The 23,673-nt window shown below is 44.3% G+C and carries 23 protein-coding genes; 11 read left to right on the top strand and 12 right to left on the bottom strand.

Translation table 11 applies throughout. The features are described 5' to 3' along the window. The first annotated feature begins 328 nt into the window (after positions 1 to 328). On the top strand, positions 329 to 892 hold the full coding sequence (locus tag Q4533_RS05130) for a NapC/NirT family cytochrome c (protein ID WP_102477285.1): 564 nt from the start codon (positions 329 to 331) through the stop codon (positions 890 to 892). Between the two features lie 93 nt (positions 893 to 985). Here Q4533_RS05130 and Q4533_RS05135 read toward each other — a convergent pair whose 3' ends face one another. Both Q4533_RS05135 and rsmD read right to left on the bottom strand, forming a co-directional pair. Beyond that, positions 986 to 1,267 carry a DUF1145 domain-containing protein gene (locus Q4533_RS05135; protein WP_102440143.1) on the bottom strand — a complete coding sequence of 94 codons (282 nt, stop codon included), beginning with the start codon at positions 1,265 to 1,267 and terminating at the stop codon, positions 986 to 988. Positions 1,268 to 1,304: 37 nt separating this feature from the next. Continuing rightward, complete coding sequence (rsmD, locus tag Q4533_RS05140; protein WP_102531240.1) at positions 1,305 to 1,892, bottom strand: 16S rRNA (guanine(966)-N(2))-methyltransferase RsmD; 588 nt, start codon at positions 1,890 to 1,892, stop codon at positions 1,305 to 1,307. 178 nt (positions 1,893 to 2,070) lie between these two features. Here rsmD and ftsY point away from each other — a divergent pair, with 178 nt between their 5' ends. The 4 genes from ftsY (at position 2,071) to rpoH (ending at position 6,986) form a co-directional block, all read left to right on the top strand. After that, positions 2,071 to 4,203 carry a signal recognition particle-docking protein FtsY gene (gene ftsY / locus Q4533_RS05145; protein WP_303502174.1) on the top strand — a complete coding sequence of 711 codons (2,133 nt, stop codon included), beginning with the start codon at positions 2,071 to 2,073 and terminating at the stop codon, positions 4,201 to 4,203. 6 nt (positions 4,204 to 4,209) lie between these two features. Beyond that, a complete protein-coding gene (gene ftsE / locus Q4533_RS05150; protein WP_076538182.1) occupies positions 4,210 to 4,902 on the top strand; it encodes a cell division ATP-binding protein FtsE in 693 nt (230 codons plus the stop codon). Beyond that, on the top strand, positions 4,902 to 5,867 hold the full coding sequence (gene ftsX / locus Q4533_RS05155) for a permease-like cell division protein FtsX (protein WP_102440146.1): 966 nt from the start codon (positions 4,902 to 4,904) through the stop codon (positions 5,865 to 5,867). Before ftsE ends, ftsX begins: the two co-directional genes overlap by 1 nt. A 255-nt stretch (positions 5,868 to 6,122) precedes the next feature. Next, positions 6,123 to 6,986, top strand: a complete 864-nt coding sequence (gene rpoH / locus Q4533_RS05160; protein ID WP_102440147.1) for an RNA polymerase sigma factor RpoH — start codon at positions 6,123 to 6,125, stop codon at positions 6,984 to 6,986. Between the two features lie 125 nt (positions 6,987 to 7,111). On the opposite strand, the gene menE is transcribed toward rpoH, so the two are convergent. From menE to Q4533_RS05185, 5 genes are all read right to left on the bottom strand, one after another. Continuing rightward, positions 7,112 to 8,680, bottom strand: coding sequence for an o-succinylbenzoate--CoA ligase (gene menE, locus Q4533_RS05165; protein WP_102476597.1), 1,569 nt, complete (start codon positions 8,678 to 8,680; stop codon positions 7,112 to 7,114). A 1-nt stretch (position 8,681) separates the two neighbouring features. Continuing rightward, entirely contained in the window at positions 8,682 to 9,842 is a 1,161-nt protein-coding gene (gene menC, locus Q4533_RS05170; protein ID WP_241903580.1) for an o-succinylbenzoate synthase, read from the bottom strand. A gap of 11 nt (positions 9,843 to 9,853) precedes the next feature. Continuing rightward, positions 9,854 to 10,624, bottom strand: a complete 771-nt coding sequence (menH, locus tag Q4533_RS05175; protein ID WP_303502177.1) for a 2-succinyl-6-hydroxy-2,4-cyclohexadiene-1-carboxylate synthase — start codon at positions 10,622 to 10,624, stop codon at positions 9,854 to 9,856. Further along, positions 10,624 to 12,351, bottom strand: a complete 1,728-nt coding sequence (gene menD, locus Q4533_RS05180) for a 2-succinyl-5-enolpyruvyl-6-hydroxy-3-cyclohexene-1-carboxylic-acid synthase (RefSeq protein WP_303502179.1) — start codon at positions 12,349 to 12,351, stop codon at positions 10,624 to 10,626. Before menD ends, menH begins: the two co-directional genes overlap by 1 nt. A 179-nt stretch (positions 12,352 to 12,530) precedes the next feature. Then, entirely contained in the window at positions 12,531 to 12,965 is a 435-nt protein-coding gene (locus Q4533_RS05185; protein ID WP_102440151.1) for an Lrp/AsnC family transcriptional regulator, read from the bottom strand. 140 nt (positions 12,966 to 13,105) lie between these two features. Between Q4533_RS05185 and yjeH the strand changes: the two genes are divergently transcribed. Continuing rightward, positions 13,106 to 14,380, top strand: coding sequence for an L-methionine/branched-chain amino acid transporter (gene yjeH, locus Q4533_RS05190; protein ID WP_303502182.1), 1,275 nt, complete (start codon positions 13,106 to 13,108; stop codon positions 14,378 to 14,380). A gap of 58 nt (positions 14,381 to 14,438) precedes the next feature. Here the strand turns inward: yjeH and Q4533_RS05195 are convergent, their stop codons facing one another. Then, entirely contained in the window at positions 14,439 to 14,888 is a 450-nt protein-coding gene (locus Q4533_RS05195; RefSeq protein WP_102440153.1) for a TerB family tellurite resistance protein, read from the bottom strand. 133 nt (positions 14,889 to 15,021) lie between these two features. Further along, positions 15,022 to 15,561, bottom strand: coding sequence for a DUF2780 domain-containing protein (locus tag Q4533_RS05200; RefSeq protein WP_102440154.1), 540 nt, complete (start codon positions 15,559 to 15,561; stop codon positions 15,022 to 15,024). A gap of 180 nt (positions 15,562 to 15,741) precedes the next feature. Here Q4533_RS05200 and Q4533_RS05205 point away from each other — a divergent pair, with 180 nt between their 5' ends. After that, positions 15,742 to 16,485 (top strand): hypothetical protein, encoded by a 744-nt coding sequence (locus Q4533_RS05205; protein WP_102440155.1) that lies wholly within the window; start codon positions 15,742 to 15,744, stop codon positions 16,483 to 16,485. 35 nt (positions 16,486 to 16,520) lie between these two features. Then, entirely contained in the window at positions 16,521 to 17,924 is a 1,404-nt protein-coding gene (locus tag Q4533_RS05210) for a tetratricopeptide repeat protein (RefSeq protein ID WP_102440156.1), read from the top strand. A gap of 79 nt (positions 17,925 to 18,003) precedes the next feature. On the opposite strand, the gene Q4533_RS05215 is transcribed toward Q4533_RS05210, so the two are convergent. Together Q4533_RS05215 and Q4533_RS05220 are read right to left on the bottom strand one after the other, a co-directional pair. After that, a complete protein-coding gene (locus tag Q4533_RS05215; RefSeq protein WP_102440157.1) occupies positions 18,004 to 18,348 on the bottom strand; it encodes a hypothetical protein in 345 nt (114 codons plus the stop codon). 226 nt (positions 18,349 to 18,574) lie between these two features. Continuing rightward, positions 18,575 to 19,552 carry a LysR family transcriptional regulator gene (locus Q4533_RS05220; protein ID WP_102440158.1) on the bottom strand — a complete coding sequence of 326 codons (978 nt, stop codon included), beginning with the start codon at positions 19,550 to 19,552 and terminating at the stop codon, positions 18,575 to 18,577. A gap of 115 nt (positions 19,553 to 19,667) precedes the next feature. Between Q4533_RS05220 and Q4533_RS05225 the strand changes: the two genes are divergently transcribed. From Q4533_RS05225 to Q4533_RS05235, 3 genes are all read left to right on the top strand, one after another. Further along, positions 19,668 to 20,870 (top strand): multidrug effflux MFS transporter, encoded by a 1,203-nt coding sequence (locus Q4533_RS05225; RefSeq protein ID WP_102476595.1) that lies wholly within the window; start codon positions 19,668 to 19,670, stop codon positions 20,868 to 20,870. 170 nt (positions 20,871 to 21,040) lie between these two features. Further along, positions 21,041 to 21,694 carry a tRNA-uridine aminocarboxypropyltransferase gene (locus tag Q4533_RS05230; protein ID WP_303502184.1) on the top strand — a complete coding sequence of 218 codons (654 nt, stop codon included), beginning with the start codon at positions 21,041 to 21,043 and terminating at the stop codon, positions 21,692 to 21,694. A gap of 4 nt (positions 21,695 to 21,698) precedes the next feature. Continuing rightward, positions 21,699 to 22,076 carry a hypothetical protein gene (locus tag Q4533_RS05235; protein WP_241901066.1) on the top strand — a complete coding sequence of 126 codons (378 nt, stop codon included), beginning with the start codon at positions 21,699 to 21,701 and terminating at the stop codon, positions 22,074 to 22,076. A gap of 26 nt (positions 22,077 to 22,102) precedes the next feature. On the opposite strand, the gene Q4533_RS05240 is transcribed toward Q4533_RS05235, so the two are convergent. Beyond that, complete coding sequence (locus tag Q4533_RS05240) at positions 22,103 to 23,584, bottom strand: ATP-binding cassette domain-containing protein (RefSeq protein ID WP_303502187.1); 1,482 nt, start codon at positions 23,582 to 23,584, stop codon at positions 22,103 to 22,105. Positions 23,585 to 23,673 lie beyond the last annotated feature (89 nt).

Raw genomic sequence — 23,673 nt, forward strand, 5'->3', positions numbered from 1 at the left:
CTATAATGATTCTATAGCGCAATAAACCTGATTTTTTTACAGTATATTGCAAAGGTAGGTTAATTGTCATTTTTGTGAAGGCTACTTTGCGATTTTGCTATAGCTGTATTAAGTTTAAAGGAGTCAAATTAATTATCATTGAGCCTCAATAGTTAGATCTTGATCTCATTTTGAGCATATACTGGTAACTTATTAATTAAAACATGTTCTTAATTCGTTTTTTTATGGGCAAAACAACCTAGAATAGATTTACTATTTTTAGAACTTAAAATTTATATTTTAGAGTTTAAAAATTATAAATTATAAAACTGTTAACTGGAGATGTCCGATGAACTGGCGTGCACTATTTAAACCGAGCGCAAAATATTCTATTATCGCACTGATTGTAGTGGGTATTATTTTGGGTGTAGTGGGCTATTTCGCCACTCAACAAACTTTACATGCAACAAGTTCAGATGAATTCTGTATGAGTTGTCATAGCAATCACTCATTGAAAGATGAAGTACTAGCTTCAGCACATGGCGGCGGTAGCGCTGGCGTGACTGTTCAATGTCAAGATTGTCACCTTCCACACGGCCCAGTTGATTACTTGGTTAAAAAGATTATCGTATCTAAAGATTTATACGGTTTCGTAACTATTGATGGTTTCAACACTCAAGCTTGGTTAGATGAGAACCGTAAAGAACAAGCAGATATCGCACTTAAGTACTTCCAAGCAACAGATTCTGCTAACTGCCAACATTGTCATACGCGCATCTATGAAAACCAGCCTGAGACTATGAAGAAAATGGCTGTCAGAATGCATGAGCGTAACGCTAAGCAAGAAGGCGACAAGAGAAAGACTTGTGTAGATTGTCATAAAGGTGTTGCTCACCCTTACCCTAAAAAGTAAGTGACGATTCATAATCAGGAGTGATGACCTGATTAAGAAAAAACCTCGCCTAGGCGAGGTTTTTTTATGGCTGAATTTCTTTAAATCTAACGGCTACTCGGCTTTATCAAGCTCTAGTACTTTTTGTCGGTATTCAAGTAAACCGAAAACACCAAAAAAATACACTTTAAGATAATCAACAAAAGATAACTTAAGTAAGCTGCTAAACATGGTGTTGAAAATAAGTAATTGGAAAAAATGCATTATTACAGTGATAAAAAATAAGATATTCAACACTATGCTGACTTGGCCTTCAAACGGCATAAATAAGTTATAAAACATCACTAACCACATGATTAAAGTTAAACTTTTACCACCGATAATAAAAAATTTCATGGGTATCCTCTATTAGATTTGTTGCTTGTTTGAAATGCTATTCATCAAGCTGATATTGAAATAAGCGATAGGTTACCTGACCGGCATTTTTTTGCTTGAGCTCAACCCAATGGTTTGGGATCGCTAGCTGGGTTAAATCTGATTCAGTTTCTAGGTAAATTAATGCATTCTCATTTAACCAGTTATGCTCAGCTAATAACGCCATAGTGGTATTGGCCAGCCCTTTACGAAATGGTGGGTCAACAAACACAATATCAAAGCCTTTATCGTTATTCAGACCTTGTTTTAGCAATGCCAGACTGTCGCCACTGATGACATCGGCATTGTCACATTTTAAGGTTTGTAAGTTTTGCTTTAACTGTTTGGCCGCATTGCTCTGCAGTTCGCAAATACGTGCATAGCTGGCGTAACGTGATAAAGCTTCCAGACTTAGGGCGCCACTGCCTGCAAAACAATCTAATACCCTTGCACCTCTGATATCGCTAGCAAGCCAATTAAACAAGGTTTCACGGACGCGATCAGTGGTTGGTCGTAACCCTTCTAAATCATGAATAGGTAGCTTTCGTGAACGCCATTGCCCTGAAATGATCCTGACTTGGCCGCTTGCGGACTTATTTTTGGACATTTTGCCCTCGTGATTTTGCCTGAACAAAGAAAGTGGTAGACTATGCAACCAATTAGAATACTCGATATTTTATACCAAACTGCTGTTTAAAGGTGAGGATTCCTTTTAACAAGTTTAGTATTAATGACTCGAGAAAACTTCTCCGAATTTTATCGCTCATTTAGCATTGGTAGTAGACATGGCAAAGAAAGGTTTTTTTTCGTGGTTTCGTAAAGACAAAACCAAAGAGCAAGAGCGTGTTGCACAAGAGCAACGTATCGCAGAAGAGCAAGCTGCAGAGGCTTTGGCAAAAGAACAGGCCATTGCTGCTGAAGAAGCGGAGCGATTAGCTGAACAAGAACGCGCCGCAGAAGCTGAACGTATAGCCGAGCAAGAGCGCTTAGCTGAAGAGTTACGTCTTGCAGAAGCCGAACAGGCGCGTATTGCAGCAGAGGCAGAGCGTATAGCCGAGCAAGAGCGCTTAGCTGAAGAGTTACGTCTTGCAGAAGCCGAACAGGCACGTATTGCAGCAGAGGCAGAACGTATAGCTGAGCAAGAGCGCTTAGCTGAAGAGTTACGTCTTGCAGAAGCCGAACAGGCAGGTATTGCAGCAGAGGCTGAACATGCCGCCGAGCAACAGCGCTTAGCTGAAGAGTTACGTCTTGCTGAAGCGGAAGAAGAGCGTATTGCTGCAGAAGCAGAACATGTTGCAGAGCAACAGCGTTTAATTGAAGAGCGAAGCCTAGCAGAAGCCGAAGAAGCACACCTTGCAGCTAAAGCTGAACGTGAAGCCGAGCAACAACGTTTAGCGGTTGAGCAGCAGAAATTAGCTGAAGAGCAACGCCTTGTCGAAGCAGAAGAGGCGCGTATTACAGCAGAAGCTGAACGTGTAGCAGAGCTGCAACGTTTGGAGGCAGAAAAACAAAGGTTAGCAGAAGAGCGAAGCCTTGCTGAGGCTGAAGAACAAGCTCGTCTAGCTGCAGAAGCCGAAGCAGCGCGTATTGCACTAGAAGCTGAACGTGCAGCAGAGCAGCAACGTCTTGCTGACCAAGAACAAGCTCGATTGGCAGCAGAAGCCGAAGCGGCGCGTATTGCATTAGAAGCTGAACGTGCAGCAGAGCAGCAGCGTCTTGCTGACCAAGAACAAGCTCGATTGGCAGCAGAAGCCGAAGCGGCGCGTATTGCACTAGAAGCTGAACGTGCAGCAGAGCAGCAGCGTCTTGCTGACCAAGAGCAAGCTCGATTGGCAGCAGAAGCCGAAGCGGCGCGTATTGCATTAGAAGCTGAACGTGCAGCAGAGCAGCAACGTCTTGCTGACGAAGAACAAGCTCGATTGGCAGCAGAAGCCGAAGCGGCAGACGTTGAGCAAGAGCAAGTGGATGAGCCTCAGGCTAAACCGGTAAAAGAGGGCTTATTTGCCCGCTTAAAGCGTGGATTACTGCGAACCAGTGAAAACATTGGTAGCGGCTTTATGGGGATCTTCCGCGGTAAAAAAATTGACGATGACTTATTCGAAGAACTCGAAGAGCAATTATTGATTGCCGATGTGGGCGTCGAAACCACCACTCGCCTGATTGATAATTTGACCTCACAAGCATCACGTAAGCAACTTAAAGATGCCGAAGCGCTATATGATTTATTACGAGACGAATTACAAACTATTCTCGATCCAGTGGCAGTCCCTTTAGTGCCTGAAAATGCAGACGGCCCATTTGTTATTTTAATGGTCGGCGTCAATGGCGTGGGTAAAACTACCACCATTGGTAAATTAGCAAAACAGTATCAAAAACAAGGCAAATCTGTCATGTTAGCGGCTGGTGATACCTTCCGTGCAGCAGCCGTTGAGCAATTACAGGTTTGGGGACAACGTAATGACATCCCAGTGATTGCCCAACATACCGGCGCAGACAGTGCCTCGGTATTATTTGATGCATTACAAGCTGCCAAAGCGCGTAATGTTGACGTACTGATTGCCGATACGGCAGGGCGTTTACAAAATAAGAGTCATTTGATGGAAGAGCTGAAAAAAGTTGTTCGCGTCATGAAAAAATTAGACCCTAATGCGCCTCACGAGGTGATGCTAACGCTAGATGCAAGTACCGGGCAAAATGCCATTAGCCAGGCGCAGTTATTCCAAGAAGCCGTTGGGGTAACGGGGATCACCATTAGTAAATTAGATGGTACTGCAAAAGGTGGGGTTATTTTCGCCATTGCTGATAAGTTTAATATTCCGATCCGACACATAGGTGTTGGTGAGCAAATTGATGACTTACGTACTTTTAATTCCAGCGATTTCATCGAAGCATTATTTAGTCAGGAAAAGGCAGAATAGTCATTTATGATCCAGTTTGAGCAAGTCAGTAAGATTTATCCGGGTGGCCAAAAAGCACTCTCAGAAGTTAATTTTCACCTCCAACAAGGGGAAATGGCCTTTTTAACCGGACATTCTGGCGCAGGTAAAAGTACCTTGCTCAAATTGATCACTGTGATTGAGCGAGCCAGTGCCGGTAAAGTATCGATTAATGGTCATGATATTGCCAAGTTAGGGAAAAAGCATGTGCCGTATTTACGTCGCAATATCGGCATGATTTTTCAAAACCACCACTTATTAATGGATAAAAGCGTATTTGATAATATTGCGCTGCCATTAGTGATTGAAGGCTTCTCCCACGGCGAGATCCGCAAAAGAGTTGCTGGCGCACTCGACATGGTGGGGCTGTATGGCAAAGAGCGTCATTTACCCATCATGCTATCTGGCGGTGAGCAACAACGTGTTGGTATTGCCCGCGCCATTGTCAACAAACCGCCTTTATTACTGGCCGATGAACCCACAGGTAACTTAGATCCTAAGTTATCGATGGATATCTTAAGATTATTCGAAACCTTCCATGATTCTGGCACTAGCGTGCTGATTGCCACCCATGACTTAGGCTTGATTGCCCGGATGAAATACCGCACCTTAACCCTGCGTCAGGGCAAAATGCTTGGCAATGACGAGCTCTATTCTGCGACCACAGAAGGGCAAGTATAATGACCAGAAAAGTTAAAATTACCGCCAGTAAGCTGCCTTTTACGGGTCGAGTAGTGATGTTTTTTGTGCGCCACATTCAGCAAGCAATGGCGAGTGTGGGCGAGCTGTGGCGCAACCCGGTGTCCTCTGTGATGACCATGGCGGTACTTGGGGTGAGCTTAAGCTTACCTGCAGCTTTGCAAGTACTGGTTAAAAATGCCGAGAACATCACCCAGTCATGGAATAATGCTGCTGAAATATCGTTATTTATTAACGAAGGCCGCAGTGAGCAATCTATTCAAAATTTAATCCGCCGTATTAATGTATACGCTGAAGTTGATGCGGTTGACTATATAAACCGCGAGCAAGCGCTAGAAGAGTTTCAGCGCTTATCAGGCTTTGGCGAAGCATTATCTTACCTTGATAGTAACCCGTTGCCAGCCGTGGTGGTGGTAACACCTTTGGCGCGTCACTCGAGCCCTGAAGGGGCAAGACAACTATTAGTAAAGCTTGAGCGTGAGCCTGAAGTGAGCTTTGGCCGTTTAGATATTGAATGGCTTGAGCGCCTGCAAGCCATGGTCAGGTTAATTGAGCGCACGGTACTCGCCATTGCTGCGTTACTGGTATTAGCAGTGGTGTTAGTGATTGGCAATACTATTCGCTTAGCCATTATGAATCGCCGTACTGAAATTGAAGTCATGAAACTGGTCGGCGCCACAGAGTCTTTTATTCAACGGCCGTTTCTTTATACCGGTATTTGGTATGGGGTGATTGGCGGCGTGTTAGCTTGGGTTATTATCAATTTATTAGTCTGGTATCTTGATTCTGCTTTAGCTGAGTTGTTAGGTCTTTATGGTAGCCAGTTGCAAATTCAAGCCTTGAGTTTCTCTGAGCTAATTAAGTTAGTGCTACTTGCCTCGTTTTTAGGCTGGCTAGGTTCATACTTATCGGTAAGGCAGCATTTACGTGCCATTGAACCTTCTTAGGGCTTGGTTGGTATCATTTAATAGCTAAATTGATCGCGTAATAGCTAAGTTGATCGCGGCTTTGATGAATTTTTATTAACTTGTAATCGATGTGTTTTCAGTCGAGTATAAATTAGCACAAAAAATGTGCACCAACTAATCTGGTCGCCATGTTGACATATGTCGCCATATCATAGATAGTTCACAAGCTATTGCCGCCAGCTAGCTGTATAATGAGCAATAGACCGTTTTAATGTTGTTAATGTAGGAGCGCCAATGGCCTTTCAATCGCAATCTATGTCACTTACTGTCCCTAGAGGTAGTAGCAGCTTAGAAGCTTATATGCAGTCAGTCACAGGCATCGAAATGCTTGGGGCCGAAGAAGAGCATGAGTTAGCCAAGCGTTTGCAAGAAACTGGCGATCTACAAGCGGCAAAAAAACTGATTATGTCGCACCTGCGCTTTGTAGTGCATGTGGCTAAAGGTTATTCAGGATATGGTTTGCCACAGGCGGACCTTATTCAAGAAGGCAACATTGGTTTGATGAAAGCGGTAAAACGTTTTGATCCTGGTGTTGGTGTGCGCTTGGTGTCTTTTGCTGTGCATTGGATTAAAGCTGAAATTCATGAATACGTGCTTAAAAACTGGCGTATTGTGAAAGTTGCCACCACCAAAGCGCAACGTAAATTATTCTTCAACATTCGTAAAACCAAAAAGCGTTTAGGCTGGTTTAGTGATGAAGAAGTCGGCATGGTTGCCGAAAACCTTGGGGTGTCTAAAAAAGACGTCACTGAGATGGAGTCGCGTATGGCGGCTCAAGATCCTGCATTTGATTTAGCCAGCGACAATGATGATGACAGCGGTGTGGATTTTGCCCCAGTTCATTATTTAGAAGATCATTCTTCCGATGTTGCACTTGAAGTTGAAAATCAAAATTGGGAGTCAGACTCTCAAGCGCGTTTATTCTCGGCAATTAAAACCCTTGATGAACGTAGCCAACATATTTTAAGAGCGCGTTGGTTAGATGATGACAAGACAACACTACAAGAATTAGCCGCTACTTACCAAGTGTCTGCAGAGCGCATTAGACAGCTTGAAAAGAATGCCATGACCAAGCTTAAATCTTGTATGGAAATCTAACTTAGCCTCGGGTTGATTCACTTCAATCTCGCTAAAAACTAAAACCTGCTACGGCAGGTTTTTTTGTGGCTAAAAATTAGCTTTCAACTAAAGCTGTTATTAGCTGAAAGCCGTGATAAAACAGCCTAAAGTGAGTCGAGGTTATATTGGCTCTTAACCGCAGCAATGATCTGTTTGCGAGGTATTTTTAAACTGGCGGACTCAATATTATCGGGCCAAGGGTAATAGTGACGCGGGCGCTTAAAGCGAGCGATAAACTTTAATAGCAGTGCTTCAATGCTGCCAATAACCTCGGTTGTTAGCTGGGCTTGGGGAGCTTTAAATTGAATAATTGCTGCTGGTAGCAAGCTAAATTTAGCATCATATTGGCCAAACACAATGGCCTGAGCGATATCAGGGTGAGCCCTTAAGGCGGCTTCAATTTCTTCTGGGTGAATATTTTCACCACCACAGATAAACATATTGTCTACGCGGCCCAGTAAATGTAACTGACCTTGGTCATCAAATTGGCCTTGGTCATTAGTGCAAAACCAACCGTTCTCATCAACAGGACGCTCAAGTATGGGCTCTGCTCGCTGCTGTGAAGCGCTTAGGGTGTGATCAGGGCTTGCTTGTAAATAGCCTAAAAATAAACATGGGCCTTTGACCCAAATTACCCCATCAACTAGCTTTAATTGCCGCTGTGGCAGCGCTGTGCCTAAATGATTAGCGCTATTAATGGCCGCGGTAGTGATTTGTGAGCTCATCTCTGACATGCCGTAACTGCAAAAAGCGCTGATGTGTAACTGAGCTAGCTGTTTAACCAGTAGCAGATCGATCGCGCCGCCACCGAGCAATAAGGCTTTTACATGTTTAAGTACTGTCGCATCAGTGTCTAAAATCTGGCTTAGCTGGGCAGATACTAACGATAAGTGGCTTAATGGCGTTTGGGCTAATTGCTTAACAAGAGGCTGCTCGGTACTGAGTACTATGGTGGCAGCGGCGATGGCGCAGCGATTAACAATGGCGAGGCCGCCAATATGAAATAGCGGTAATGATAATAACCAGCTATCCCCTTTATCTAGGTTGATATTTTCAGCTGAGCCTTTGGCGCTAGCAATATGATTACTAAGGCTATGAACCACTCCTTTTGGGGTGCCACTTGATCCAGAGGTCAGAATAACATTCACTGGCTGGCTAGCGTCGATAGCGAAGGGCCTGAGTGGCTTACTGGTATTTAGGTTAAGCTTAAATGTCACCTCAGTTGTGATAGGTTGCGGCTGTGCCTGTGTGGCTAATACTGATGCTAATTGCGGTGTTAAATCAGCCTCAGACCAATAGTAATTGATGTTAAAGCGCAGGCATAGTTGGCTTATTTGCGCAGCAGGAAAACGGGGTGATATCGGAAAAAATAATGCCCCTAAATCAATACAGGCCCAATACAGGCAAATCATTTCCAGATTATTACGACTAATGCAGGCCAGTCGATGATTTTTTGCAACCCCTTGGCCGCTAAGTTGCTGCGCCAATGCTAATACCAGCTGACTTAACTGAGCATAGCTAATGGCGGTTTGGGTATCGTTACTCGCAGTTGATGCACTGGCGGTTTTATTGAAACCCGCTGTGAGCTCAGCGGCGCTATTCGGTAAGATGATTGCCACTGCATTTGGATGTTCAATAGCAGTTTGGTGCAGCGGCGATATCATGTTATTCATATTAATGCTCGCTATCGGCAATAAGGGTCGATGCTTGATTGAGATCAGCGTCTTGATTGATCGTCGCTTCAGAAATCGTTTCGCGCTGCAGTAGCACGCAAACCGCTTTATTCAGTTGGCCTTGCTTATCAATAAGCGGTTCACTAAAGCTTGATAGGGTATCGAGTCCTGGGGTTTCATCTGGAGTCAGCATATAGCTTAATTTAGCCAAGTCATTAATCCCAAGGTTTGCCTCTAAACTTGAGCTTAAAATGCAGCGCACGCCATGGCTATTGGCCGTGGTAATTAACCCTGTTAATTGATTAATGCTGCCTATGATGGTGGGTTTAATTACCAGCGCGGTTAGACCTTCAAGCATGTCAAATTGATACTTGCTGTCGTTTAAGCTTTCATCTAAAGCAAAAGGAATTTTAAGGGCTTGGTAAACCTGTTGGTTTTCTGCTGGGGTTTTACATGGCTCTTCAATATATTCAATGGCCGCTTTAGGCAAACACGCTAGAAACTCAATGGCTTGCTCAGGTGTAAAGCCTTGGTTGGCATCTAAACGGAGTTTAAGCTTTGGATTAAGCTCAAGTATTTGATGAATATATTTTATTTCCTGCTCGATACTGGCTTGGGCGACTTTCACTTTAACTGAGTAGCTGCGTTTATCTAATTGGGCCAGTTTTGCTCGTAACTTATTGAGATCTGAGTCTGGTTGATAATAGAAAAGGCCAATTTTACTTTGCATTGATTGAGCATAATCATATTGGGGATGATCAAACCCGCCATCAAGCTTAAGGGCTAATAAACTTAAGCCAAATGCAGCGGATGGATAAAGCTCAGCAGATGCCAATATCTCATTAATTTGAGTAAGGCTACTGCCTATTAAGCGTGGTAATAGGGTGGTGAGTTGTTCGATAACTGCGTCAAGTGATTCATGACTAAAACCGCTGAGCGCCACGCCTTCAATGTCAGTGCCAGACAGTGGCGCTATTTCAACAAAGCTTTGTTGGCCGCTAGTTAGACTTGCTGCAATGACTAAGCCGTGGCGGATATCAATACGTTGTTTAGCTACGGGTAAATGGGGCGCCAAGTTAATTTGATAACGATATAACTCAAGCTGACTAATACGTGGGGCATTCATTAAAACCTGGTTATTATTACTGTTAGCGGTTGCCATGAATGATGTCCTTAAGGGGTTAAAAGTTGGATGATCCTAGCGGCAAACATCTTAGGTTGCGCTTTATGGATATTGTGACCGCAATGAGAAATGGTGACTGTGTTAAGTTGCAGTTTTTGCTGCCACTGCTGGGCAAGTTGACTGAACTTACTGTCTTGTTCTCCCACTAACAGGTAGGCGGGGCAGTGTAATTGCTTCAGCACTTTTTCGCCATTTTGTTGTAACCCTAGCGAGGTACTTTTAAAACAGTGCAGCAGCGCTTGGGGATTGTTTTTACTGCGAATCGCAATCAGGTTTTTTCTCGCGTCCGTGGTTAAATTAGCAAATACTGGCTGTTGATACCATTGCTCGAGAAAGTCTCTAATAGGTTCGACGGCGAGCTTATCGGCCCACTTTTGATCGTGCTTGAGGCGTGCTTGTTTGTCGCGGCTGCTGGTTAAGCCTAAGTGCGCTGACTCCAGCAATAAACTTAATACTGCTTTGGGGTAAAGCTTGGCAATGTGCAGTGCAATACGGCCACCTAATGAATAACCTAACAAATGAAATTGGCTATAACCGAGCTGGATGACTTTATCGACAATAGACTGCGCCGCCGTTTCAAAGCCTGGGGTTGGCAATTCTAGCTGATTGTCACCATGGCCTGGTAAGTCGATACAGATACAGTGAAAGTGCTGACTTAAAATCTGTAAGCTTGCTTGCCAGTCTTCTTTTGACCCCAAAAAACCATGCAATAATACCAGTGCTGGTAAATTGGTGTCGCCAAAACGATTAATTATTGGCATTAGTGCTGCCTCACCCATTGTCCGATGAGTTTAATCTGATCGCTGGCCTGAGTTGGGCTGACATTCACTTCAATGACTGAGGTGCCTGCATATCCCATCGCATCGGCGTAGGCTTCATTAAAACTCGTTAAACTATCCACTTGATTATAGGCCAGACCAAACATGGCTGCTGCGTAGCCAAATTCTAAGCCATGGCTTAAGCGGTAATATTGCTCTCGAACGGCATCATTGGGTACCGGCAGCAGGTTAAAGATATTACCGCCGTCATTGTTTAAAATCACAATCACAAACGGGCTGTTAACGTGTTTGGTCATCGCCAGTGAGTTTAAGTCGTGCAAACTGGAAATATCCCCAATAAGCAAGGTGGTAGGCTGATTATTGGCTAATGCCACCCCAGTTGCGGTAGCGATTAAGCCATCAATACCCGATGCGCCGCGGTTAGTATAAATATCGGGTAGCTCGCAAATGATTGGTGCATACATATCGTATAAGCGTATTGGCAAGCTATTACCAATAAACCATTGATGTGATGCGCTATGCTGCTGAGCGATATGCCGAACCACTTGCGGCTCACCAAAACTACTTTGATCAATATGCTGCGTCAGTAATGCTTCAATGTTTTGATTGTGCTCAACTAAGCTTAACGCCCAATTAGCTGCAGAGGAGCGAGGCCAATTGTTATTGCACATGGCAGTGATACTGGCTTGCCAAATTCGTTTTGATTGATGGTTTGGATCCAGTCGTTGCTGGTTTGCTAATACCTGCCAATAGCTATGCCATTGATGATTAGCAATAAAGCTGATTAAACGCTTAGAGATAAAGCGGCCACCAAACACCAAAATGCGGTCAGCTTGTTCAATAAATTTACTGGCTTTAGGATTTAGCAGCAGTTGATCGATATGGCCAATAACACTGGGGTGCTGCCTCAGTTGTGATTGCGCGTCGGCGACTATTGGCCAACCCAGTTTTTGAGATAATTCAATAATTTGCTTTGGGTTTTCTTGGGGGGATAAGGTTCCCGCCACAATGATCCCTTTGCCGTGTGCAAAACGCATCATAGTGTCTTGGCTAGGCAGATTGGTTTGAGCTAACTGGCCGTAATCCGTGTAAGGGTGAGAGTGGTTTAACCATGGCGTAATTGGCGTTACATAATCACTCATTGATTGGGCTAATTGCCCTAGGCTTTGAAGCTCTGTGGGATACAGAGGCTCTCGGTACATGCAATTGACATGTACTGGCTGGGTTAAATTTGCCACTGCTTCATCAATGGTGGTGAGCAAGGTATTAGGGCTGATGGCAAGATCCGGCGTCGGTAAATTCACTTGCTTAGCGTAATCAGCAAAAATGGCGGGCTGATTAATGGCTTGGTTAGCGCCGCAGCCAATGAGTTCAGGCGGCCTGTCGCCAGTTAAAATAATCAGCGGCACCTGAGTAAGCCAAGCTTCAATAATGGCGGGATACAGATTCGCCACCGCAGTGCCAGAAGTGGTGATGATGGCCACCGGGCTGTGACTGGCTTTAGCTAAGCCCAGCGCCATGAAACCCAGCCCACGTTCGTCAAAATGAAGGTGAGATTGCAAGCTTGACTGCGCCGCTGCGGCTAAGGTTAATGGGGTTGAGCGAGAGCCTGGCGCCATACAAACATGTTTAACACCCAGTCTGGCTAACTCTTCTAAAATGAGTGCGCCCCAAAGTAAATTGATGTCAGATGTCGGCTGTGATTGCATGTTGATAAACCTAATAGAAAACCAGTTACTAAGAAGTGTAACGCTATCAAGCTGCTATATCTAAGATTTCGGTTGGAAAATTATAAAAAGCTAGCTTGATAAGCTAAAAATAGCGCCAGTAAAGGGGAACAGATAAATTGCTACAATTCAAGCTAGCGACTTTGATTTAACCTAATAGCCTAATTACTGGGCTGGTTATTAATCCATTCACTCATCACCACGTGGGTTTTGATTTTAACGATATCGGCTTGGGCATCAATGTATTCCCGAATTTGATGTAAGCGCTTCATTGATGGGGCATTCACATACACTAATAAATCCATTTCGCCGGTAATGCCTTGGCACGTGATCACTTCAGGAATCGCGTGAAAAACATGGACTACATCAGCGCAATTAGCGCGTTCATGCTGGATTTCGAAATACGCTGAAACGCCTTCTTTTTGTGACTCGCTCAATAGCACTTGATAACCACGGATCACGCCGGTTTGTTCTAGCTTTTTGATGCGTTCAGTGACTGCGCTGCGAGATAAACTCACTTGCTCAGCAATATTTGAAATGCTTTGGCGGGCATTAAGGCGTAATGCGTTAATGATTAATTGATCGAACTTGTCCAAGGCTAACCCTCATTATGTTGGTTATTGAGCTAAATGCCGTCATTTTGTCGGTTTGTTCGGTGATCTTGCAGGTGATATGCTGCAGTTTGACAAGCGCTATCAGCTTATACTCTTACTAAATATCACTATAGATAAAGACAATGAATCAAATTACAGCAAGCATAGGGCGCTGGCAAGGCGCAGGACTGATGGCCACCACTTTGCTGGGCACTGGGGTATTTATATTGCCACAGATGACCATAGAGGTGGCTGGGAGTGGCGCTTTACTGGCGTGGATTATACTCACAGTCGCCATATTGCCGGTGGCAGTGGTATTTGGCTTGCTGGCAAGTCGCTTCCCCCATGCCGCAGGGCCAGCTTATTTTATTGAAAAAGCCTTTGGTATCACAGCAGGGCGCACCATAGGGCTGATTTTTTTATTAGTGATCCCCATTGGCGCCCCCGCAGCCATTTTAATGACCTTTCAATTTATGGATGCGCTGGTTGCTATAACAGGTTGGGGGCAATTGGCCGCCGAAATCGCCATTGTTGCTGTGTTATTGCTGCTTAATTATCGCGGCATTCAAGTGTCTGCCAAATTACAGTTTGGGCTAACACTGGCCATTGTGGCTGTAGTGACTGTGCTATTTGGCAGCAGCGGCGCCAACCTTGGGCAATTAACCTCGCTCTCTGCAGTCGCTAAACCAGAAGCGGCGAGCGTGATGTTAGCCATGGGCATCGGTTTTTGGAGCTTTTTAGGCATAGAAGCCATGACCCATTTAGCCAATGACTTTCGCGACCCGAAAAAAGATATGTTACCAGCAATGATGTTAGGCACTGTGTTGGTGGGGATTATTTATCTGGTGTGCACCTTGTTGTTATTAATTGTGCCAGCTGAAGCTGAGGGCCTTGCAATGGTGCATGCTTTTAATCAGCTATTGAGCGGTTTGGGTGTGCCTGCCATTGGGGCGCAAGTTATCGGTGTATTAGGCATAGCAAGTGGCTTGGCAACGGTAAATGTATATTGTGCCAGTGCAGCGCGGCTACTTTGGAGTTTTAGCCAGCAAGGAATATTGCCCAAGTATTTTGAAAAATTGAACTTATACGGCGTACCTTTGCGGGCATTGGTGACCATTTTAGTGACTATGGTGATGGTTATTGTACTGACATTTATCACTGAGCAGAAACTTGAAGATCTGATTGCCTGGAGTAATGGGGTGTTTGTGATTATCTATTTATTAACCATGTTGTCAGCGGCAAAGTTACTCAGTAAAGCTTACTTACCTTTGGTGGTGGCCGGCTGTGTATTTTGTATTGGAGTGGGCTACGCACTCGCTGAGAATATGTGGTATTCGTGCATCTTAGTGCTGACCGTTGCGCCCTTCATCTATTGGCAGAAAAATCATTTAACTCGTAAGGCGCTAATAAGTGATTAGCTATAAGAGCTTAATTTTGTGAGGCTACCTCGACGCGAGTTAGGCCCTCAAAGAGCCCTTAACGTTGCTCCATGGCGATATTACGCATTTGAATAACTTCACTGTGCTTTAAATGCAGCAAATCTGCGGTGCGGCGAATGATTTGATCTTCATTGCGGCACAGTTTGCCGTCGGAGTAGGCAAGCTTCCACATCCCCAGTAACAGTTTTTGTTTTTGGGCGATGGAGCATTGGGCGTTTATTTCAGCGGTAAACTCGTACAATGAGGTGGCATTGCCTTGAATCAATTTGGCTTCAGCGATGAGCTCATCAGCGGCTTGCAGAGTTAAACCGAGATTCTTAGTGAGCATAGCTGGCAACATGGCCACCTCTTGCTCATCAAGGGTTTCATCTGCGTACATGACTTCAAGTAATAAACTGGCAGCAGCGAGATTAAGCTGACGCGCTTGATCTTCTGGGGTGGTCGCTTGGGTATGGGATTGTAAGAACTGTTTTAATTTAGCAATCATATTGCCTCCAATAAACAAAACGATGTATGCAGCTGTGTCAGCCTATGTGATGACTTTAGCTTAACAGAGACAATAATGCCGAGCGAATGGCTCGGCATTAATTAAAATTAATCCATTAACGATACCGCAAATGTTACATGATTGAACCAAGGCCTTTCATCAACATATCAACTGTGCCTTCAGAGCCGTTGCTTTCTAGATAAGACTTGGCAATATCGACCATAGGCGCCACGTATTCTTTTTTAATTCCAAGTGCTTCAAAGGTGTCATATACCATGCTCGCGCCTTCAAGTGACTTACCAATATCACCAGCTTGAGACAATAACCCTGTCATACCTGAATCTGAAGATAGTGCTGGCACTGCTGCCAATAGCGCATCAGTACCGGGAATGCTATCTGAAATTTGGCTAAAGTCTGAATCGCCCAAGTTAGATTGCGCTAAGCTTAGCAATGCCCCTAAACCACCTTCAGCTTGCTGCTGGTTTAACCCCAGCTGTGACATGACATTACCAACTAAATCAGTTGATTGTGCATCAGCAACCGCTTCAGTAGCGGCGACGGTTTCAACTTTTTCTTCATCACTACCAAAAATGTTATCTAACCATCCAGCTTGAGCGGGTGTGGTGACTGCAAATGCGGTTAATAAAAGGCTTACTGCGGGAGTCATTTTCATTGTGGCCGTCCTGTAGGTAATAATAATTGGATACTTTGGTTAACATTGTAACGCTATTAACAAAGTTGTGACAATTGATTTAGGGAACTTCAGTCTAATGACGATATCAATTGTGCAAAAAACTGCTTTTTTCGGTATCCTTAGCAGTATATTTATCTTTTTTTGATTATTGGAACCCCCATGTCATTGTCTGCAATTTTGACTGAAGCATATAATTTCTTTCGTAACCACATTGTACAATTAGCATCATTAACAGTACCGTTGCTGCTACTCCAAGTCGTGATCCAATTATGGTTAGGCAGTGAACTGGCAGCCCAAGCAGAAGTAGAAGTACCACAATTTGGTGCAATGCATGGCGCTGCGATGATGGCGTTATTGCTGATTTTTTCACTGTTGATTTCGGCGCTAACCTTGTACCTAGAGGTGCGATCTCGTGGTCATGAAGTGACCCCTGGGATGATATTGAAAAACAGCTTCACTTTCGTGCCGCCGCTATTATTAGCTGGGGTGTTTTCTGGTTTAGCTATTTTAGCGCCGGTAATGCTGTTTGCTGTGTTTGGGCCGTTTTGGGTTGTCGGTTTGGCGATAAGCTTCTATTTATTTGCCCGTTTAGCTTACGTAAACTTTATGGTGATTGTAGAGCGCCTAACGCCACTAGAAGCCATTAAGAACAGCTTTAAGTTTTCATCTCCTATTGTGCTGAAAACAATGGCTATTTTGATGATGTATATTCCATTGTCATTAGTGGGCGGTACGGTATTATCTCTCGCTGAATTTGGCGGTTTTCCACTACAGGTGATCATCGACACTGTATTCGCATTCTTAGGCCTGTTTGTAAACGTGGCTTTATTCAGATTGTATATGGTTAATCGCAGCACTGATGTTAGCGAAGATGATACCAACAGCGATCATACCGAAATCTAATTAAGTGAGTTGATAGCCTTGAGGAGTTGCCCGAAGTGTTAAATGATATTGAGCTGATAGGCAGCTTCTCTCCTGACATTGTTGAAGATTACACTAAAGCCAAGAGCTATGTGCGAGATATTCCCACCCAGGCTTTGGTGTTTGTCAGAAGTTTTACCCATCAAGTTACTGCGTTAATCGCGGCTAAGCAGTCGCTAAAATTCACTAGCCCCAATTTATATGATCGCATCGAGCAGTTAAATCGCATGCGCTTGATTGATGTGCCTACGACGCGCGCGCTACATAAACTTCGTAGTGACGGTAATCGTGGCGCTCATCCTGAGAAATACCATCTAACCCAAGAGCAATTGGTTACGCTCGCTGAAAAAACCATTAAAAATAGCTTAGGGTTAATTGAGCTGCTATATCCGAAAGTCCACCAAAAAGCTGCGCCAGCATATAAATTTGAAGCTTTTGATTCTTTTGCTGGGCGAGAGTTGTGTTATCAAGCTGTCATGCATAATGATCCCCAAGCGCAATATCTGGTGGGGATGTCGCTCAAGTCAAAAGCATTAATGCAACAAGAGCAGGAGCAATCACTGCAGCAACCTGAACTTGAACAGGCCGAGTCAATCAGCACCTTTAAACAGGCGGCTTACTGGTTTGAGCTTGCGGCAACGGCGCATCATCAAGGTTTATTTGAACACGGTGTGGCGCTACTGCATGGTTACAGTGGTCATAAAGACGCGCTAAAAGGCGAGCAAGCCATTGAGCAAGCAGCACAAGCAGGTGTGATTGAAGCTAAAGCCTTATTGGGTTATTTCTATTTAGTGGGCTCTAAGCAGTTTCCGCAGGATATGGCATTAGCCGCGAATTGGCTTGAACAGGCCGCCGTGGCAGAAAATGCAGAAGCGATGTCGAATTTGGGGGTACTGTATTATCAGCAGCAACAGTTAACCGATGCATTTGAGTGGATTAGTAAAGCCGCCCAGACAGGTTATCCCCATGCGCAATACCATTTAGCCTTAATGCTCCATAATGGTGAAGGCTGTGAGGCTGATGCTAATACCAGTGAGCATTGGTTGGCAGAAGCGGCTGAGCAAGGTCAGCTTGATGCCATGTTTGCCCGCGCGCAGCACATGTTAAATGACGATGCTGGTTTGGGTAGCGATGGCTGTTTAGCCGAGCGCTACTTACGTGATGTGATCAATTATGGCCGCAGTGTCCCTGCTATGATTGAACTGAGTGTCGCTTTGGCCGATGGCATGTTAGGCCGCATTGATGTGGTGGAATCGGCATCCTTGTTAAAGCTGGCAAAACAGCATGCGAATGAACAACAAGCTGAAATTATTGACCCCATTTGGTTGTCGCTGCAAATTCAAATTGATAATGTGATTGGGCTTAAGCCCAGTGAACAAGAGTTAAAGTCATTGCAATATGCGCAGCATATTTTGGCTTAATCGTTTCATACATCCCAGATACCAAAACACCGCCAGCTGGCGGTGTTTTCATTGGTATAGCTAAACGGTAAGCAGCTTGTTAATCAGGATTGTGCTCGAAAGTGCGACCCGTGTTGCTGGGTTTGGCTTTTCGGAACATCTCTGATTTGTAGATAGATGATTCTCGCTGCATGTTGGGATTGCTACGATAAAACTCATTTGCTTGAGACTGCTGGCTGAAAATAGGCTGCATTCTAGGGGCTAGGTATTTACGCCCTAATAAGTTCAATCCGATGAAGCTGACTAGAGCAAACATCAGTAAAAACGGTAATAACACTAACGAGGTCAACGAAATCCCGATCACTAATAGCAATGATAATAGTGGGTGAAAATTCCCTAGGCGCTGTTTTAAATTTGTTTGATTAAACATTTGGTTAAAGTTCATTGTTACTCCTAAAATAACCTTTGAACATCGTCATCAAAATAGCACTGGATGACGATGAATTTAATACTTGAAGCATGACTATCGATGATCCCAGCGCCTAGGTCACGTTAATCATGGTTAATGTTTGTGCATTTTTGCGGCAATCTGGGCAGCAATTTGAGCCAAATTTTATCGTCAGTGATTGTGTTATGAAAAATGGGCTGGCTTATATTGCAGTATTGGGCGATTAAACCTGCGTGACAGCCGTTTGTTTTATCGCTTCTTCTACACTGCCACAAATGATATTTCTTAACCAAAGGTGACCCGGCGCTTGGCTGTTGCGTTCATGCCACAGTAGTACATAGGCCATGGGCATAAACTCAAATGGTAGCGGAATTTCAACCAGTGGATAAAGTAGTGCAGCATGCCTTGCAAAGCTCGATGGCAAAGTAAAAATTAAGTCACTGTGGGCGCAAATACTGGCAGCGCCATAAAAATCTGGCACGGTAGAGCTAATACGCCGATGTAAGTTTTTCTCTGCAAGATGGTAATCCAGCGCCCACCAATCATTGCCTTCACAGCGCACCTGCACATGAGCCATTTGCAGGTACAGCTCTCTATTCCAGTGACCGGCTTTAATTTGTGCCATTAGCGGATGATCTTGGCGGATTAAGCACACTTGCCTATCTTTAAATAAGGTCTGATATTTAATCCCATCAGGCAGTTGCTCTATTTTCAAATCAGCTTGAGGATGAGTATCACGACCTGCAATGCCAAAATCGATTTGCCCCAACTGTAAGTCTTGCATCGACTTTTCAGTCCACACATAAGAGTCTAACTTTACATTGGGTGCTTCTCTTAAAATGGTGCCGATAAAATACGGTAGCAAGGTTTCGTAGGCGCTTTCGACCATGGCAAATGAAAAATGCTGGTGGCTACTGGCAGCAATAAAGCTTGGTGGCTGCACTATTTGATGCAAACTTTGCAGAAGTTGAGGTAATTGTTGGGCAAGATTTACCGCATGGGCAGTGGGCTTTAACCCATGAGCTGTACGCTGAAATAGCGGGTCGTCTAAGGTTGCCCGTAGTCGGTTAAGGCTTTTGCTTAACGCTGACTGACTTAAATGCAGGCGGTTTGCGGCGCGAGTGACCGATTGTTCTTCAAGTAAGACTTGTAGAATGACCAGCAGGTTTAAGTCTATTTTAGCGAGATTATCAATATTCATGTGATATTCCTCAAGGGAAATTTACTTAGGAAATAATACCATTTCTATTCATACCATGAGTAGTCTAAAATGCCGCCCAATTAATCATTACCATGAAATGTAAGAGACCAATTCAATGAGACGTAACCTGCTACCAATACTGATGTTTATGGTGCTACTGAGCCCATTAGCCATCGATATATATTTACCATCCATGCCAACCATGGCGCTAGAGTATGGGGTAAGTGGTAGCCAAATTCAGTCAACATTAGTGTTGTTTTTGTTTGCCATGGGGCTGGGACAAATCCTAATTGGCCCATTAGCCGATCGCTTTGGCCGTAAGCCAATCGCCTTATTCGGTATTGTGTTATATGGCGTGAGCAGCCTAGTTGGCGCGATGGCGGTGGAGTTTGAAGTATTGCAACTTGCACGTGTTCTGCAAGGCTTGGCAGCTTGTTCTACTTCGATTGTGGTATTCAGTGCGGTTCGAGACTGTTATACCAGTCAAGAAAGCGTCAAAATGTACAGTTATTTAAATGGCGCTATTTGCGTTATTCCGGCACTGGCACCAACATTGGGCGGCTTATTAGCCCTGCAGTTTGGCTGGCGTTCAACCTTTATCTTTATGGCGCTGTACGCCATCATCGTATTGGCTATCGTTATTTTTAAATTCCCTGAAACTCGCCCAGCAAGCACAGACACTAGCGGTAAGCTTTATCGCTGGGGACGTTACAAGCCAGTATTAAGCGACCCACACTTCATGTTTTATGCTGCAACCTGTATGGCAGCAATGGCATCTATCATCACCTACGTATCATATTCGCCTATGTGGTTAATTGGCCATCTAGGGGTCAGTGAGTTGGCATTTAGTGGCTTATTTGGCCTCAATGCGGCAGTCAATATTGCGGCTTGTTTTGCTGCGCCAGTGTTAGTTAAGCGCATTGGTAATCGCCCAGGTGTGGTGGTGGCATTAACCTTGATGCTCATCGCGGCAGTCCTTGAGGTGGTGATGCAACTTGTAGGACCTGAAACCGGTTTAGCTGCAGGCTTTAGCTTTATGCTACCTATGATGCTGCTATGTATTGGTTTTGCGATATTACTCGGCCCAGCAACTTCAATGGCATTATCAGCCTTTGGTGAGCGCGCCGGTACGGCAGCAGCTATGTTAGGTTGTATTCAAATGAGCGGCGCATCAGTATTGGCGGCGTTAATTCAAATGACCGATATCACCGCACCTTATGCGGTAGCGATATTAATGGGCGGCTTGTCACTGGTGCTACTCATTATTATGTCATCAAAACGCTTGAATCATTTACATGTTGAGCAAGTTCATCCTTAAATTATAGGTAAGTCTTGTTTAAATCATGGTGTTATGATTTAAAGGGTGCTAAGTCAATAAATCAGTCAACGCCGCAAATTAGTTTGCGGCGTTTTAATTTATTTAGATTATAAAATTCAGTTACAGGCTCTTAATTACACAGCATTCTTATTTATTGTAATTGGTATAAAATGGCCTTTAATTGTATTGATATGTTCAAGGAGTGGGTTATTAGAATTATCTGTAAAAGTTGTGGCTACCCACAGTCGGCTTGTATCTGTGATAGCGTGACTAAGATGGAGGCTAAAACTGAGGTGATTGTGCTGCAGCACCCCTCTGAAGTTGAGCATGCAAAAAATACTGTTAAATTGCTGAGTTTAACCCTGCCGCAAACTCAAGTGGTGGTGGGTGAGAGCGCTGATGACTTTGCGCCATTGCGACAACAGCTGGCAAGGGCCAATAAACCTGTGTATCTGGTGTATCCCTGTGAAAATAGTCAAAATGCAGCGGACTCGTCAGTACCAGCAGATTGCTGCATTTTATTAATTGATGGCACCTGGCGTAAAGCATTCAAAATGTTGCAGCTTAATCCGTGGTTATTGGAGCTTCCGGCATTGCATATTGAATTTGAAGGGGTTTCACAATATCTTATTCGCAAGGCCAAACGTAGCGACAGTTTATCAACACTGGAAGCCACCGCTTATACATTGCAAGCAATCGATAGCGAACTTGATATCAGCCCGCTATTTAGCGCCTTTGATGCCATGGTGCAACATAAGCTCAATGCCATGCCTGCTGAGGTGCGAGCCCGTTATATTGAGTCTAAAAACAACCAGGAAGGTTAATTGTATGTCGCTAAACTTATATTCAAACAGTCTATTAAGGCTAATGAGCAAGCTATTACTGCTTTCAAGTTTGCTAGGCGTTATTGCCGTGGCTGCTCAGGCATCTGATAAGCCGCGACTGACCTTGTCGCAACAAGCTGAGCAAGGTCGAATCGACTCGAAAAAGACGGAGCAAAGTCAGCTTGAAAAAGCCCGCCAAGCAGCCAGCGACACCAGCAGTCGTGAGCAAGAAATTATTGAACGCCAAGAGCCTGGTGAGTGGCAACAACAGCAGTTAGAGAAATCTCAAGCGCAGTTTCAACAGCGAGAATCTCGGGCGGATAAATATTTGCGTGAGGCTAAAGAAGCTGCAGCTAAAGAGCGTAAAATCGAAGAAAAGTAAGCGCTTTGGCAATGCAGCACTATTAACTAGCTGATTAGCGCTTTATAGCCACCGGTTTTTGCATCGGCAACAAATTCCAGATAGTTATTAATACTGTCTAAACTGTCCTCATGGTAATGGGACACATATAGCAGCTGACTGAGGTTTTCTCTGGCGATCAGTTCTAGGGTATTTTTGACTAAGCGAATACCCAGATAATCTAACCCTTGATAGGGTTCATCTAAAATCAATAATGTCGGCTGTTTCACTAATGCTCTGGCAATTAACAATAGTCGCTGTTGGCTGTAATCCAGTTGCTTAAACGAGACTTTGGCATAGTGGGACATATGCAAAATGCTGAGCCAATCTTGGGCGATATCTTGCTGGGCTTGGGTGGCTTTTTGGTACAGGCCGATAGAGTCATAAAAGCCGGATAAAATCACATCTTTAGCGCTGCAACCGACGCGATACTGCAAGTGTAATGCCGATGACACCATGCCGATATGCTGCTTTATTTCCCAAATACTTTCTCCAGTGCCACGTTGCTTACCAAAGATATGAATATCATTGCTGTAGCATTGTGGGTGGTCGCCAAAAATAAGCCCTAACAAGGTACTTTTACCACAGCCATTGGGCCCTTTTACCTGCCAGTGTTGGCCTTTATCAATGCGCCAATTAACCTCAGTAAAAATGGTTTTATCACTGTAAGCCACCTTGCCATTTTTAAGTTCAAAGATGGGGTTATCAAATGGGCTTTGATGGCGGTGGCGCTGCATGATAGCCAGCATCTGCTCGCTTTGGACTTTAGATTGGGCGGTAATTTGGCTTATAACAGGGTGTTGCTCCCAGCTGGCTTTATCCATGATGCTATCAAGTTTGCTGTGGCTGAATATAGCAATCTGATCTATCCATGTGGGCATATCTTCCTCGCGAGAAAATATCACCATCATTTGAATATCAAGCTGACTTAGATAAGCCGTTAAGCTTTTACGATGGCTAATGTCGAGCCCTGAATAGGGATTATCTAACACTAAAAAATCCGGCTCGCTAGCAAGGACAATGGCTAGCATCACGCGACGGGTTTCGCCCGTTGAAAGTTCACGAAACCCGCGCTGTTGCAGCTGAACTAAATCAAGCTCCTCAAGCAGTTTGTCGGTTAATGTTTGCTTATGGCAATGGGCAAAAATTAATCCCGCGACCGTAGTGCCTTTATCGGCATAATCTAAAAAGTCACTGTCATCATTGGCGAGTTCAAGTGCTAATAACCTTTGTTGCTCAGCGAGTGAGACCTGAGCAACTCGGCCTGAGGTTTTATGTATCGAACCTGCGGTGACCTCAATGCTTGATGTATTTGATGTGTCAGAGCCAACGCCCACAGGCACATCTGCTAATAAGTCACCGAGCATGGCGCCAATATCACTGTGGGCACTGAATACTCCCCAGGATTGGCGATCTTCAATTAACCACTGTTCAATCTCCAATGAGTTACTAGCACCGGTTGCGGTTAATTGCTCAAAGGTGATTTTCATGGGCTTGGACTCTCGATTTCAATTTAATAGTGGCCATAGATTATCAACACAATGTCATCAACCATAGTGTTTATTGAGCCACTCTACAT

The organism is Shewanella sp. 6_MG-2023, from assembly GCF_030547195.1.
Lineage (GTDB): Bacteria > Pseudomonadota > Gammaproteobacteria > Enterobacterales > Shewanellaceae > Shewanella.

Bases quoted from the DNA above. Each gene is read 5' to 3' on its own strand.
- menH (WP_303502177.1), bottom strand. From the start codon at position 10,624: ATGCCAATAATTAATCGTTTTGGCGACACCAATTTACCAGCACTGGTA.
- Q4533_RS05220 (WP_102440158.1), bottom strand. From the start codon at position 19,552: ATGAATATTGATAATCTCGCTAAAATAGACTTAAACCTGCTGGTCATT.
- Q4533_RS05130 (WP_102477285.1), top strand. From the start codon at position 329: ATGAACTGGCGTGCACTATTTAAACCGAGCGCAAAATATTCTATTATC.
- rpoH (WP_102440147.1), top strand. From the start codon at position 6,123: ATGGCCTTTCAATCGCAATCTATGTCACTTACTGTCCCTAGAGGTAGT.
- menE (WP_102476597.1), bottom strand. From the start codon at position 8,680: ATGAATAACATGATATCGCCGCTGCACCAAACTGCTATTGAACATCCA.
- Q4533_RS05215 (WP_102440157.1), bottom strand. From the start codon at position 18,348: ATGAACTTTAACCAAATGTTTAATCAAACAAATTTAAAACAGCGCCTA.
- menD (WP_303502179.1), bottom strand. From the start codon at position 12,351: ATGCAATCACAGCCGACATCTGACATCAATTTACTTTGGGGCGCACTC.
- menC (WP_241903580.1), bottom strand. From the start codon at position 9,842: ATGGCAACCGCTAACAGTAATAATAACCAGGTTTTAATGAATGCCCCA.
- Q4533_RS05205 (WP_102440155.1), top strand. From the start codon at position 15,742: ATGTCATTGTCTGCAATTTTGACTGAAGCATATAATTTCTTTCGTAAC.
- Q4533_RS05225 (WP_102476595.1), top strand. From the start codon at position 19,668: ATGAGACGTAACCTGCTACCAATACTGATGTTTATGGTGCTACTGAGC.
- ftsX (WP_102440146.1), top strand. From the start codon at position 4,902: ATGACCAGAAAAGTTAAAATTACCGCCAGTAAGCTGCCTTTTACGGGT.
- Q4533_RS05240 (WP_303502187.1), bottom strand. From the start codon at position 23,584: ATGAAAATCACCTTTGAGCAATTAACCGCAACCGGTGCTAGTAACTCA.
- Q4533_RS05200 (WP_102440154.1), bottom strand. From the start codon at position 15,561: ATGAAAATGACTCCCGCAGTAAGCCTTTTATTAACCGCATTTGCAGTC.
- ftsY (WP_303502174.1), top strand. From the start codon at position 2,071: ATGGCAAAGAAAGGTTTTTTTTCGTGGTTTCGTAAAGACAAAACCAAA.
- rsmD (WP_102531240.1), bottom strand. From the start codon at position 1,892: ATGTCCAAAAATAAGTCCGCAAGCGGCCAAGTCAGGATCATTTCAGGG.
- Q4533_RS05235 (WP_241901066.1), top strand. From the start codon at position 21,699: ATGTCGCTAAACTTATATTCAAACAGTCTATTAAGGCTAATGAGCAAG.
- Q4533_RS05230 (WP_303502184.1), top strand. From the start codon at position 21,041: ATGGCCTTTAATTGTATTGATATGTTCAAGGAGTGGGTTATTAGAATT.
- ftsE (WP_076538182.1), top strand. From the start codon at position 4,210: ATGATCCAGTTTGAGCAAGTCAGTAAGATTTATCCGGGTGGCCAAAAA.
- Q4533_RS05195 (WP_102440153.1), bottom strand. From the start codon at position 14,888: ATGATTGCTAAATTAAAACAGTTCTTACAATCCCATACCCAAGCGACC.
- yjeH (WP_303502182.1), top strand. From the start codon at position 13,106: ATGAATCAAATTACAGCAAGCATAGGGCGCTGGCAAGGCGCAGGACTG.
- Q4533_RS05135 (WP_102440143.1), bottom strand. From the start codon at position 1,267: ATGAAATTTTTTATTATCGGTGGTAAAAGTTTAACTTTAATCATGTGG.